Annotated in this window: 12 protein-coding genes; 9 read left to right on the top strand and 3 right to left on the bottom strand. The window is 70.5% G+C overall.

The features are described from left to right. Positions 1-124: 124 nt before the first annotated feature. Together KUM44_RS11475 and KUM44_RS11470 are read left to right on the top strand one after the other, a co-directional pair. Positions 125-763 carry an ATP-binding protein gene (locus tag KUM44_RS11475; RefSeq protein ID WP_217207705.1) on the top strand — a complete coding sequence of 213 codons (639 nt, stop codon included), beginning with the start codon at positions 125-127 and terminating at the stop codon, positions 761-763. A gap of 138 nt (positions 764-901) precedes the next feature. Continuing rightward, positions 902-1867 carry a DUF5926 family protein gene (locus tag KUM44_RS11470; RefSeq protein WP_217207704.1) on the top strand — a complete coding sequence of 322 codons (966 nt, stop codon included), beginning with the start codon at positions 902-904 and terminating at the stop codon, positions 1865-1867. Positions 1868-2110: 243 nt separating this feature from the next. On the opposite strand, the gene KUM44_RS11465 is transcribed toward KUM44_RS11470, so the two are convergent. Further along, positions 2111-2779 carry a hypothetical protein gene (locus KUM44_RS11465; RefSeq protein ID WP_254389381.1) on the bottom strand — a complete coding sequence of 223 codons (669 nt, stop codon included), beginning with the start codon at positions 2777-2779 and terminating at the stop codon, positions 2111-2113. A gap of 56 nt (positions 2780-2835) precedes the next feature. Then, the gene (locus KUM44_RS11460) at positions 2836-3495 is read right to left on the bottom strand and encodes a bifunctional DNA primase/polymerase (RefSeq protein ID WP_217207703.1); all 660 of its coding nucleotides are present in this window, start codon (positions 3493-3495) and stop codon (positions 2836-2838) included. Positions 3496-3997: 502 nt separating this feature from the next. On the opposite strand from KUM44_RS11460, the gene KUM44_RS11455 reads away from it, so the two are divergent. Both KUM44_RS11455 and KUM44_RS11450 read left to right on the top strand, forming a co-directional pair. Beyond that, a complete protein-coding gene (locus tag KUM44_RS11455; RefSeq protein ID WP_217207702.1) occupies positions 3998-5509 on the top strand; it encodes a PP2C family protein-serine/threonine phosphatase in 1512 nt (503 codons plus the stop codon). Positions 5510-5653: 144 nt separating this feature from the next. Next, complete coding sequence (locus KUM44_RS11450) at positions 5654-7138, top strand: aminopeptidase P family protein (protein WP_217207701.1); 1485 nt, start codon at positions 5654-5656, stop codon at positions 7136-7138. Between the two features lie 365 nt (positions 7139-7503). Here KUM44_RS11450 and KUM44_RS11445 read toward each other — a convergent pair whose 3' ends face one another. Beyond that, entirely contained in the window at positions 7504-7953 is a 450-nt protein-coding gene (locus KUM44_RS11445; protein WP_217207700.1) for an ATP-binding protein, read from the bottom strand. A gap of 258 nt (positions 7954-8211) precedes the next feature. On the opposite strand from KUM44_RS11445, the gene KUM44_RS11440 reads away from it, so the two are divergent. The 5 genes from KUM44_RS11440 (at position 8212) to KUM44_RS11420 (ending at position 13211) form a co-directional block, all read left to right on the top strand. Continuing rightward, positions 8212-9072 (top strand): hypothetical protein, encoded by an 861-nt coding sequence (locus KUM44_RS11440; RefSeq protein ID WP_217207699.1) that lies wholly within the window; start codon positions 8212-8214, stop codon positions 9070-9072. Positions 9073-9264: 192 nt separating this feature from the next. After that, the gene (locus KUM44_RS11435; protein WP_217207698.1) at positions 9265-10005 is read left to right on the top strand and encodes a YcnI family protein; all 741 of its coding nucleotides are present in this window, start codon (positions 9265-9267) and stop codon (positions 10003-10005) included. A 122-nt stretch (positions 10006-10127) separates the two neighbouring features. Continuing rightward, a complete protein-coding gene (locus KUM44_RS11430) occupies positions 10128-10781 on the top strand; it encodes an SCO family protein (RefSeq protein WP_217207746.1) in 654 nt (217 codons plus the stop codon). Next, positions 10778-11236, top strand: a complete 459-nt coding sequence (locus tag KUM44_RS11425; protein WP_217207697.1) for a copper chaperone PCu(A)C — start codon at positions 10778-10780, stop codon at positions 11234-11236. The genes KUM44_RS11430 and KUM44_RS11425 overlap by 4 nt, the downstream gene beginning before the upstream one ends. Positions 11237-11249: 13 nt before the next feature. Beyond that, positions 11250-13211 (top strand): copper resistance CopC/CopD family protein, encoded by a 1962-nt coding sequence (locus tag KUM44_RS11420; RefSeq protein ID WP_217207696.1) that lies wholly within the window; start codon positions 11250-11252, stop codon positions 13209-13211. Positions 13212-13214: the final 3 nt, after the last annotated feature.

Genomic DNA, 13214 nt, shown 5'->3' with positions numbered 1-13214 from the left:
CGCAACCTATTGACCCCCGGACCTCTTCAGCCCCATCCTCCACTCTCGGCCACACCGACGGATTTCAGCCATCCCGATTACAGGGTGTGCTCCGGCGCGTTCGGTCCGTATTCGATCGTTGCGAATGCGTCACCGGACCTTGATTGGCCGGTTTCCGGTACAGGCCAATGGGGCATCCACACCGTGGCGTGGGGCAAAGGAGGTCTCGGGGGTGGCGTTGGTGGTGGCACAGGAGGTGCCCGCGTCGTCGAGCATGGCCGTACCCCATGGTCCTGCGGGCGTGGGGGAAGCGAGACACCGTATGCGCTCGCAGTTGCGCATGGGCGGTGTGGCGGAATCGGTCATCGACGATGCAGTACTCATTCTTTCCGAACTCTTGAGCAACGCGTGCAAACACGGCCGACCACTGGGTGACGCGCTTGCCGGGGACGGGGACGTCCGGGCCGCATGGCGCGTGGACGCGAGCGGCAGGCTCACCGTGGAGGTGACGGACGGCGGCGGACCCACTCGCCCCGCTCCGGCCACGCCCTCGGTCACCGCACACGGCGGCCGCGGGCTGAACATCATCACCGCCCTCGCCGACGACTGGGGTGTCCGGGACGACGCCCGGGGCGAGGTCACGGTCTGGGTCGTGGTCCACGACGACGTTCACGATCCCGATGCGGGGCACCGTCGCGCCGACTTCGCTACGCGCGTCGCGGCACCCGCGGTGAGCGCGATATCCGGCCTCGACTTCGCGGACGCCTTCGACAACCTGGACTAAGGGCAGCTGAGGCCACCCGGTTGCCGGAGCACCGCCTCCGGCACGACCCGTGGGTTGTCCACAGGCTCCCGTCGACCATGGCGTGAACGGCTAGGCTCGCGCCCGTACGAGACGAGCCGTAACCGGGAGACACCCACGATGGCCAAGAAGCGACCCCAGACCAAGGCCAAGCGCCCGCAGCTCAGCGATGAAGAGATCCCGGTCGTCGGCGCACGCGAACCCTGCCCCTGTGGCAGCGGCCGACGCTACAAGGCCTGTCATGGCCGGGCCGCCGCGCAGGCGGTGACCGAGCTGGTGCAGCGCCCGTTCGAGGGACTGCCCGGCGAGTGCGACTGGGTGGCCCTGCGCGAGCTGGTGCCCGCCGCCACCGTCGAACTGCCCCTGAAGGGCGGCCTCCCCGAGGGCGTCCCGTCCGTCACGCTGGCCACGGTGCTGCCGATGGCCTGGCCGGCCCTGCGCCGCGACGACGGCTCGGTGCTGCTCGGCCTTCAGAACGACACGGCGTCCGGCGACATCAGCCGCGACCTCGCCGACACGCTCCAGCAGGCGCTCACCGCCAAGCCCGGCACCCCCGTGCAGGGCCGACGCGCCCCGGCCGACGGTCCGCGGCTGCAGGATCTGCTCGACCCGGAAGGCGCGTTCGAGCCAGTTGTGCACCCGGGATTCGAGTTCTGGGTCCCGGACGCGGAGAACGCCACTCCGGAAGTGACAGCCTCCCTGGAGCGGGCCAACGCCGCGGCCATCCCGACCGTGAAGCTCACCGGCGTGGACGCCGCCTACTGGTGCGAGACGCCGGAGAAGAACCACCTGCGCTGGGTCATGCCGCACCCCGAGGAGCAGCTTCTGGACGCCCTCGCGCGACTGCACGCGGCAGGCAGGTCGAACCTCGGCGAGGGCACCCGCCTCGTGGGTTCCTTCCGCGCTCACGGTCTCACCGTGCCGGTCTGGGACCTGCCGAGCGGTGTCGGCGCGGAGGATGTGGAGAAGCCGGCGGCCGAGTTCGCCGAGCGCCTCGCCACGGCCCTGGCCACGGACGCCCCGCTCACTCCTGACGAGCGTCGCGCGCGCGGCGGACTGACCAACCGGCAGGTCACGCTCAGCTGACGTGCGCCGCGGAGATCGGGTTCGGCTGAACGGCCGTTCAGCCGAACCGGCCCGCGCCGGGACGGTGAATCCGATCACAACTCCCATGCGGAGCAAGGGAATCCGTGACTGGAAAGCCCGGATCGAATTTGCGAACCGCCGATCTCTTGTTACCGTTCCAGTAGCCCGGTTGCTGGTGCATCCCCCGTCGCCAGCAACCGGGTCTTTCCATGTGCGCGTTCCTTTACGGAACGCGGTCACATGTCAACGGCCCGAGGACTCCTCGGAATTGCCGTGCTCGGAGTTGCTCGCGGAACGCAGCAACAGCGCCCCGCGCCCGGCCCGCTCCGCGAACTCCGTGACCGCCGTATAGGCGTCCGAACCTCCGCGCGTGCGCTCCCGAGGCGTCTCGCACGTCCCCGGCTCGTCCTCGGCGCCCACGACGCAGCGCATCTGAAGCGTGCGCCCACCGGGCCCCATGAGGCTCAGCACGGAGTCCAGCGCACCGCCCGTCGCATTGCGGAAGTACGTGCGCGCCCAGGTCTCCTCGCCCTGGGTGAGGACACAGGTCTGCGCCTCGATGCCCTCGGGCGAGGTGAGTTCGGGACCGCAGCGCACGGCGGTGGAGAGACCGAGGTCGAGCAGCAGCGCGGTGCCGGTCGGATCGGCGGAGGGCGCCTTGGCGTCGCCGCGCGGTGACGGACGCACGGCGCCGTCCTTCGGGGCGGGCGAGGAGGGCCGTACGGCCTCTCGATCGGCTGCCCCCACGGCGGCCCGGCCCGCGTCCACGACCTGGCCGGCGGCCGCCCAGGCCAGTGGCAGGGCGACCGCGGCCGCCGCGACGGACGCGAGGGCGATCAGACGGACTCTTCGATGGTTCGGCCCGCGGCGATGCGACGACGGTGCCCTATTTCCCCTGGTATGACGCGGCATACAGCGGAATGTAACGACCGCACGGGCATGTGCCGTTCCGCGCGCGCCGGATGGCCCTACAACTCGGGCGCGCTCACACCCGTACGAGTGAGGGCCTCGACCACGGCGTCCACCACGGCCTCGACATCGGGCACCCACGGGGAGGCCGAGCCGGGGAGGGGGGCGCGGTGCCAGGTGATGGGGCCCTGGCCGGTCTCGGAGGGCGGCAGGGCGATGTAGCCGCCCTCGCCGTGGAAGCGGAGGGAGCCGGGGACGAAGTCCTTGGCGTACAGCAGTTCGCCCAGCTGTTCCATGGAGTACGGCTTCACCAGGATCGCCCAGCGGGCGGGCGAGGCGACGACCGGGCCGAGGCGCATGCCCATACGGTCGAGTGCCGAGAGAGCGTGCGCGGCCGGCAGTGCGGGCAGGCTGACCGCGCAGGGCGCCGTGCCGCCGGTGGCGAGGATGATCGGCGCCGCGGGCCGGTTGGCCCACCACCAGCGCACCATGCGCTCGTCGGTCGTGGCCGCGAGGAGTCCGGGATCGAAGGGGTGCGCGCCGGGCACCGTGCAGTCCGGGTCGGGGCAGCCGCAGCGGGAGCGTCCCTGCGGGTTTGTCGTCGCGCCCGGGAGTACGGGCCAGCGCCATTCCGTCGCGAAGGTCAGGGCCGCGCTGATCAACTCAGACTTCCCGTCGCCGCGCAGAAGCCTGCGTCGCCTTCCGAGGATCTCGCGCATGAGCGCTCGTTCCTTTCCGTTGCACCGCTGGCAACACCGTGGTCACATCACACCATGTGTCGATCACTTCACTGTGCGTACCTGTAGGCGCATCACACCCCTGCCGCGAGCAAGGGGATCCCCTATCGGCCGAGCGTTGGCTGCTTCCGCGGCAGCCTCGTCCATACGTCGTCCATCAAAAACATGGGCACGGCGTGGGGGTGGCGAAGTATGGCGTTTGCCGTCGCGCGTATTTCTCTTCGCCTCCGCCACGGGAGGATGGGGCACGATCGTCGGTGGCTAAGACGCCCGGGTCCGTCACCAGGTTCCGGGTGACTGTCAACCACCCCTGGCCTTCACCGAGTACGTACCCATCACGACCGCTGTGACGCTCTGTGGAACGAAACCAGTCGACCGCAATACCCCGTTCCCTGAGGCAGTTTTAAGCCAACTTTGCCTTTACGCAAGAGGACTGCGACGAGTACTCAGGTTACCCACGGACACCAGGAATCCCGGCAGGACAATGCTGGACATCCCCTTACGAGTGCGTGTAGATGTGGAGACACTGCTAGCGGCGCAGAATGACATGGGGGTTTGCGATGCTTTTGAGCAATACGCACCGGTCGGAAAGCCGGACGCCATGAACGCCCCTCACCCTTCGAAAGTGGCCGGAATCGATTCCACGGTTCCCTCGCCCGCACACACTGTCGCGCCCGCGCCCGCGGCCCCGGGAACCCCAGCGGTCCCCCCGCCGAACGCACCCGGCGCGGTACTTCAGGACCGTCTCGCCGGCTGGGTCTCGGACCTCACGACGCTGCACGAACTCACCGAACGCCTGGCCCGCACGGACGCGCTCGCCGACGCCCTCCAGGAACTGCTGCGCGCCGGATCCGCCCTCGTGGGCGCCCGGCGCGGTCTCGTCGTACTGGAACCGGCGGACGGGCTGGGCCCGGACACCACCATCGGGCTGGGCCTCGCCCGCGCCGACCTCGGGCACATCGAGACCGTCCCGCGCAGCGCGATGTCGTACGGCAGGATCCTCGACGGGCTGCCCGGCGGCGACGGCGAGATCGCCCAGCCGGACCTGCTCTCCGAGGACGGACTCGACCCCCGCCACCGCGAGGTCGCCGCGCGCCTCGGCTACGCCGCCAGCTACGCCCTCCCTCTGTCCACCGAGGCCGCCGGCCGCCTCGGCGCCGCCGTCTGGCTGTACGACGAGCCCGCCGAACCGGCCGATCGACAGCGCCACCTGGTCGGCCTGTACACCCGCTACGCCACCGAGCACCTGTCCCGGCTCCTGGAGATCGAGCGCACGCGCGCGTGCATGAAGACGATGGCCGAGGAGCTGCTCCCCTCCCGCCTGCCGCGCATGGCCGGCGTCCAGCTCGCCGTGCGGCACCGCACCGGCCCGCGCGGGGGCGGGGACTGGTACGACGCGCTGCCGCTGCCGGACGCCGCGCTCGGCCTGGCGGTCGGCTCCGTCACCGGGTCCGGGCCCAGCGCGGTCGCCGCGATGGGACGGCTGCGGGCCAGCCTGCGGGCGTACGCCGTGATGGAGGGCGAGGACCCGGTCGCGGTCCTGTCCGACCTGGAGCTGCTGCTCAGACTGACCGAGCCCGCCCGTTCGGCCACCGCCCTGTTCGCCTATTGCGAGCCCTCCCTGCGGAAGATCACGCTAGCCGGAGCCGGACACACCCCGCCGCTGCTGATCGGCGAACGGCGCACGGAGTTCGTGGAGACCTCCGTGTCCGCACCACTGGGCATGCTGGCCTGCTGGGAGGCGCCGAGCGTGGAGCTGATGACAGAACCCGGAGAGACGGTTCTGCTGTACACCGACGGGCTGCTGCACCGTACCGGCGACCCCACCGACCGGGCCTTTGCCCGGCTGCACGCGGCGGCGGCCGGGGTACCGAGGGCGATCCGGCACGACCCGGACGCCGTCGTCGACCACGTCCTGCGGACCGTGCTGCCGGACGGGAGGGACCAGGCGGACAGCGAGGAGGACGTCGTACTGCTGGCGGCTCGCTTCGAGTAGCGGCTCGTGGCCCTCGGTGACCCACCCATAACAGGCGCGTGGCCTGCGCCATAGCAGCGGTGGGCGAGCGGTCTTCCACCCTGGGCGCTCTCCTGCGCGACCGTACGATGGACGGGGTCCAGTGCCGTATCGAGGAGGATGACCGTGGCCGACGAGCTCACCCCGGCAGTGTCCGATTCTGCTGCTGACGCAGCGGGCCCGGAAGAGTCTGAAGAGCCGATCAAGCAGCGCAAGAACGGCCTGTACCCGGGCGTGTCCGAAGAGCTCGCCGAGAACATGAAGTCCGGCTGGGCCGACACCGAGCTGCGCGACCTTCGGCCGATCCCCCAGGCCGCCGAGACGGCTGCCCGCCGTGCCGCGCTGTCGGCGCGGTTCCCGGGTGAGCGTCTGGTGATCCCCGCGGGCAACCTGAAGACGCGGTCGAACGACACCGAGTACGCCTTCCGCGCGTCCGTCGAGTACGCGTACCTCACCGGCAACCAGACCGAGGACGGCGTGCTCGTCCTGGAGCCCAGGGGCGGGGGCCACGAGGCCACGATCTACCTCCTGCCGCGCTCCGACCGGGAGAACGGCGAGTTCTGGCTCTCCGGCCAGGGCGAGCTGTGGGTCGGCCGCCGGCACTCGCTCACCGAGGCGCAGACGCTGTACGGCATCCCCGCCTCCGACGTGCGCGAACTCGCGGACAAGCTGCGCGAGGCCACCGGTCCCGTGCGGGTCGTCCGTGGTTACGACGCCGGCATCGAGGCCGCCCTGACCGACAAGGTCACCGCCGAGCGGGACGAGGAGCTGCGGGTCTTCCTGTCCGAGGCCCGCCTGGTCAAGGACGACTTCGAGATCGGCGAGCTCCAGAAGGCCGTCGACTCGACCGTGCGCGGCTTCGAGGACGTGGTGAAGGTCCTCGACAAGGCCGAGGCGACCAGCGAGCGCTACATCGAGGGCACGTTCTTCCTGCGCGCGCGTGTCGAGGGCAACGACGTCGGCTACGGCTCCATCTGCGCCGCCGGGCCGCACGCCTGCACGCTGCACTGGGTGCGCAACGACGGGCCCGTGCGCTCCGGCGACCTGCTGCTGCTCGACGCGGGCGTCGAGACGCACACGTACTACACCGCCGACGTCACGCGCACGCTGCCGATCAACGGCCGCTACAGCGAGATCCAGGAGAAGATCTACGACGCCGTGTACGACGCCCAGGAGGCCGGTATCGCCGCCGTGCAGCCGGGGGCGAAGTACCGGGACTTCCATGACGCGGCGCAGCGTGTGCTGACCGAGCGCCTTGTCGAGTGGGGGCTTGTCGAGGGGCCGGTGGAGCGGGTGCTGGAGCTGGGCCTTCAGCGGCGGTGGACGCTGCACGGGACCGGGCACATGCTCGGCATGGATGTGCACGACTGCGCTGCCGCGCGGACCGAGACGTACGTCGAGGGTGTGCTGGAGCCCGGGATGGTGCTGACCGTCGAGCCCGGGTTGTACTTCCAGGCCGATGACCTGACCGTGCCGGAGGAGTACCGGGGGATCGGGGTGCGGATCGAGGACGACATCCTGGTGACGGGCGACGGTAACCGGAACCTGAGCGCTGGGCTGCCTCGGCGGTCGGATGAGGTCGAGGGCTGGATGGCCTCTTTGAAGAGCTGACGTTGGTTGATGGCCGGATACCGAAGGGGTGTCCGGCCATCGTTGCGGGCTGCGGGCCGCATGTGGCTCCCGCCAGTAGGCCCGCGCTGCCTCTCGCGCTCCACGCGCGTGCGTGCAGGTCGGTGTCGAGCGAAGCCAAGGCCGCCGCGCCTGCCTTTGCCGCCGTGCAGAGCAGTTCGGTGTCCCGGAGCCAATGCCCGGCGTACGTGCGGGAATCCGGCCCTTCCCTCGCCCCGCGCTCCGGCGGCGCCGCGCCATCGCGGTGACCGGCGGCACGGTTCGCGGCGGACGGGCTCGCCGTCGCCGGTTACCAGGCGGCCTTGGCCAACACCGGCAGGACCACGACCACGACCGTGCCGTCGGCGCTACACCGCCATCAGTGACGGGTCCTTCTTCCACTTGAGGATCTTGTCGAAGCTCACCACCGCACCGCTCCGGCCCGGCTTGTTGCCGATCGAGACGTGGTCGGCGAGTTCCTGGATGAGACAGAGCCCCCGGCCGTGCTCGGCGTCAGAGTTCGCCGGGCGGGGCGGCCGGTGGGGTGCGGTGAACCCGGGGCCCGAGTCGGTGACCTCGATGTGGCACTTCTCGCCGTCCAGGTACGCCGTGACGCGGTACGCCGGTGGGGAGCCGTCGGGCGTGGTGTCCCCGCCGTGCTCGACGGCGTTGGCGCAGGCTTCGCTGAGGGCGACGGAGAGGTCGTAGGACACATCGGGGTCGACGCCCGCGGTCTCCATGGTGCCGATCAGCAACCGCCGGGCGAGCGGCACGCTCGCGGCTTCCCGCCGCAGATGGAGTGACCACCAGATGCTCATGCTCCAGCCTCCTGGCTGCGGCTCGACATACCGTTACGTATTGCCGCGAGTGCCCGGCTGTAAGCACATCATTGACGTGATGCCGCCCATATGGTCGATGCATCTACGAGGGAATCGGTGTATGTGGGGCCGGGCCACACCAGAAGGTGATCTTCCGGTCGTACAACCCCTATGCCCCGTACGTCCCCAACCGCCCGTATGTCATCTTGCGGACCTGCCGTATGGCGGCCATGAGGCCAGTGCGATGATGAGCCCGCCATGAGTGCCCCCCACCCGCGCACGACGCGCTCCGGACGTGATCTCCGGATACTGCGGGCCGCGGTGTTCGCCGCGGTCTGCGTCGTGCTGGCCGGGGTCGGGCATGTGCTGGGCTCCTGCGCCAGGATCCCGCTGTGGACGCTGGGCGCGGGGTTCCTGGGGATCCTGCTGGTCACGGTGCCGTTCACGGGTCGCGAACGCTCGCTGCCCGGGATAGCCGCGCTGCTCGCGGCCGGGCAGACCGTTCTGCATACGCTGTTCGGGCTCGGGCAGCACGGGGCGATTGCCGGTGCCGCCTCCGCGTCCGTCGCCTCCTCCGCATCCGCCTCGGACGCCGCCCTGGTCGAACAGGCCGCGCGGCTCCTGTGCGGGACCGCCGCGGCGGCGATCAGCCCGGCCCAGGCCCAGCGGATCCTCACCGAGGCGCGGATCGGCACGGGGACGGGCACAGGGGCTGGGGTGCATGTCTCGCACCGGTCGACGGACGCCATGTCCGTCGCCGCCGACTCCTCCGCCGCCTCCGTCTCACTGCTGCCGTCCCTGCCGATGCTGCTCGCCCACGTCCTCGCGGCGGTTGTCGCGGGGTGGCTGCTGCGCCGCGGGGATCTGGCCCTGCTGCGGATCGCCGAGATGTCCACGCTGTCGGCGCATTCGGTCGCCGAGGGGGCCTTCGTACGTTCCCTGCGCGGGGCGCTCGCGCTGGTGCGCGCCCTGCGTGCCGGGCTGCCGGGCGCGCCCGAAGCGGGCCCGCGCTTCCTGCGCACCGAGTCACTCGCGCGCCCCACGCCCCGCACCGTCGCCCTCCAGCACACGGTGATCAGGCGCGGCCCGCCGGCCACCGCGCTCACCCTCGCCGCCTGACACGGCGCGACCGCCACTCCACTGACGTGGGCTGAGGGCCGCCGTCGTGCGGCACGCGCGCGTGCCCGTGTTTCGATCGAGGGACGACTCATTGCCGTCGTTTCCGTCGTTCCCGCCTGATCGGGCACCCCACGCACGCGTACTCCTCTTCACCACCGGAATCCGAATCTCACTCACAGTGGAGTGCTCCGAATGAAGGCCTCTCGTCTCGCCGCCGCCGGCGCCCTCGCCGGCACGGCCGTGCTCGCCCTCTCCGCCCCCGCCTTCGCCCACGTCAGCGTGCAGCCGGAGGGCACCGCCGCCAAGGGCGGTTACGCGGTCGTCGACTTCAAGGTGCCCAACGAGCGCGACAACGCGTCGACCACCAAGCTCGAGGTCACGTTCCCGACCGACCACCCGCTGGCCTCCGTGATGCCGCAGCCCGTTCCCGGTTGGAAGCCCGAGGTCACCAAGTCCACGCTGGACAAGCCGCTGGAGATGCACGGGAAGAAGATCACGGAGGCCGTCACCAAGGTCACCTGGACCGCGGACGGCAAGGGCATCGAGCCCGGCTTCTTCCAGAAGTTCCCGGTCTCCATCGGCCAGCTCCCCGAGGACGCCGACGAACTCGTCTTCAAGGCGATCCAGACGTACTCCAACAAGGAGGTCGTCCGCTGGATCGAGGTGCCGCAGGAGGGCCAGGAGGAGCCCGAGAACCCGGCGCCGGTACTCACGCTGTCCGCCGCCCAGGACGACCACCACGGCTCGTCGTCCTCATCCGACAAGGCCGCCGACTCCGACGACGCCGAGGCCGCCGCCGCGAAGACCGAGGCCGCGAAACCTGCCGACAGCAGCGACACGACCGCCCGCGTCCTGGGCGTCGTCGGCATCGTCGTCGGCGCCCTGGGCGTGGCGTACGGCGTGCTCGCCGGCCGTCGGCGCACCGAGGCCTGACGGCCCCTCCGGTTCACGGCGCGCGCCGGGGCACATCCCCGGTGCGCGCCGGAGCACTCACCACTGGGACGTTTTTTCTATGCGTAAGAAGAACTGCCATGCGTAAGACCGCGCGGAAGACCATGCGTAAGAAGACCTTCGCGGCGGCCGCGCTGTTCGCCGCCGCCACCCTGACCCTGTCCGCCTGCGGCAACGGTGACGACAGCGCCTCGCCCGTGACCGTGGTCTCCGAGGAGGCCGGCTCGGACAAGGCCGCCATCGTCCTCGACAAGCCGTTCGAGAAGCCGGACCTGGTCCTCTCCGACACGAACGGCAAGAAGTACGACCTCCGCAAGGAGACCGAGGGCAGGCCGACGCTGATCTACTTCGGCTACACCAACTGCCCCGACGTCTGCCCGCTGACGATGAACAACATCGCCGTCGCCAAGAAGCAGCTGCCCAAGGCCGAACAGGACAAGCTGAGCGTGGTGTTCGTCACGACCGACCCGGAGCGCGACACCGCGCCCGCGCTCGGCAAGTGGCTCAAGGGCATCGATCCGCAGGTCGTGGGTCTGACCGGCGACTTCGACACCATCCAGGCCGGCGCCCGCACCCTCGGCATCTCCATCGAGCCGCCGCACAAGGACAAGAACGGCAAGATGGTCTCCACCCACGGCACCCAGGTCGTCGCGTTCTCGCCGAAGACCGACGCCGGGTATGTCCTGTACACCGAGGACGCGACCGTCGACGACTACACCAAGGACCTCCCCAAGCTCATCAAGGGGGCAAAGCCGTGAGGCGGTTCGCCCCGGTGACCGTGGTGCTGGCCGGAGCCCTCGTCCTGGCAGGCTGCGGTTCCGAGGACTCCCCGGCCGACTCCAAGGCGGAACTGTCCGTCAGCGACGCCTATATGCCGCAGCCCGTCTCCGACTCCATGGCGGCCGGCTTCCTGACGGTCACCAACAAGGGCGGTACGAAGGACGAGTTGACCTCGGTCACCAGCGACGTCGGCGAGGTGACCGCCCACGAGACCGTCGGTTCGTCGATGCAGGAGGCCACGGACCTCGCCGTCCCCGCCCACGGTCAACTCGTCTTCAAGAGCGGCGGCAGCCATCTGATGTTCGAAAAGCTGAAGCGCAAGCCCGAACAGGGCGAGAAGGTGACCGTGAAGCTCCACTTCGCCGAGTCCGGCACGGTCACGGTCGAGATGCCGGTGAAGTCGGCGACGTACAGCCCGAAGACCGGACACTGAGGGAGAGATCGCCTTGACCCAGACCATCGCCCCCCGTGTCCGGCCCCGGGTACTCCCGAGCGTCCGGATCCTGGTGCTGCTGCTCCTGGCCGCCACTGGTCTGCTTCTGGCCGGTGCCGGGCCGGTCTCCGCGCACGCCGCGCTGACCGGCAGCGACCCCCAGCAGGGGGCGGTGGTCGACAAGGCGCCGACGCAGGTCTCACTGACCTTCTCCGAGAAGGTCGCCCTGTCCGACGACTCCCTGCGCGTGCTCGACCCCAAGGGCAAGCGCATCGACCGCGGCGACCCGGCCAACCTCAGCGGCACGACGTACGCCGTGAAACTCCACAGCGGCCTGCCCGACGGCACGTACACCGTCACCTACCAGGTGGTGTCCGAGGACAGCCATCCCGTCGCCGGCGCCTACACCTTCTCCATCGGCGCGCCCTCCCAGACCACCGTCTCCCTCTCCGGCCAGACCGCGGGCGGCGGGATCGTCGGCGCGCTCTACGGCTTCGGCCGGTACGTGTCGTACGCCGGCTTCATCGTCATGGTCGGCGGCGCCGCCTTCGTGCTCGCCTGCTGGCAGCGCGGGTCGGGTGTGCGGGCCTTGCAGCGGCTCGTCGTCTCCGGCTGGCTGGCCCTGACCGCCGCCACACTCGGACTGCTGCTCCTGCGCGGCTCGTACACCAGCACCGGGAAGGTCCAAGACGTCTTCGATCTGGAGCTGCTGGGGCAGGTCCTCCAGACCAAGACGGGTGCCGCGCTGGTGTCCCGACTGCTGCTGCTGGCCGCGGCGGCCCTGTTCATCGCCGTGCTCTTCGGGGCGTACGACAAGCGGGAGGACGACGAGAAGCGGGACCTCAGCTTCGGGCTCGCCATCGGCGGGACCGTGGTCGCGGCGGGGCTCGCGGCGAGCTGGGCGATGTCCGAGCACGCCTCGACCGGGCTCCAGGCCGGGATCGCGATGCCGGTCGACATCGTCCACCTGCTGGCCGTCGCCGGCTGGCTCGGCGGGCTCGCCGCACTTCTCGTCGCCCTCTACCGGGCGCCCGCCGACACTCCGCTCGGGTCGTCCGCCGTACGACGCTTCTCGCGCGTCGCCTTCGGCAGCGTGCTCGCGCTGGTCGCGACCGGGATCTACCAGTCGTGGCGCCAGCTCGGGTCGTGGTCGGCGTTCACCGGCACGCGATACGGGCAGTTGCTGCTGGTCAAGATCGGGCTCGTGGTGGTGCTGGTGGGCATCGCATGGATCTCCCGGCGCTGGACGGGGCGGCTGGCCGAGAACGGAGACGCGGCAGTCGAGGGCGACAACGAGCACGCGACTGCCCGGGTCGGTACCTCCGCGTCCGCGACCGCCTCCCCCGCCTCCGCCTCGGCCGGCGGCAAGAAGGGCGGCGCGTCCAAGGGCGGTGGCTCACAGCGCGCCACCCAGCTCGCCCGGCAGCAGGCCGCGATCGACACGGCACGGCAGAAGCAGCAGCGGGACGCCGACCCGAACCGCTTCGGGCTGCGCCGCTCGGTGCTCGCCGAGGCGGGCGTCGCCGTCGTCCTGCTCGCCGTCACCACGATGCTGACGTCGACCGAACCGGGGCGTACGGAGGAGGAGGCCAGGGCTGCCACGTCCGCCTCGTCCGCCGAGGCCGCCTCGGCCGGGGCGCTGACCCTGGACATGTCCTTCGACACCGGTGGCCAGGACGGCAAGGGCGTCGTACGGATCGACCTCGATCCCGCGCGCGTGGGCGGCAACGAGATGCACGTCTATGTGCAACGGCCCAACGGCCGTGCCTTCGACATCCCCGAGGTGAAGGTCGCCTTCACCCTGGAGTCCCAGGACATCGGGCCGCTGCCCGTCGTCCCCGACCACATCTCCACCGGACACTGGTCGGCGAGCGGAGTGCAGATCCCCATGGCCGGCGAGTGGAAGATCGCCGTGACCGTGCGGACCTCCGACATCGACCAGACCACTGTCTCCAAGAACGCGCAGATCGGCTGAACC

This window comes from Streptomyces sp. AC550_RSS872, assembly GCF_019049285.1.
Taxonomy (GTDB): domain Bacteria; phylum Actinomycetota; class Actinomycetes; order Streptomycetales; family Streptomycetaceae; genus Streptomyces.
Note: the sequence above shows the minus strand (reverse complement) of the source record. Positions and strands in the feature narration are given on the sequence as shown.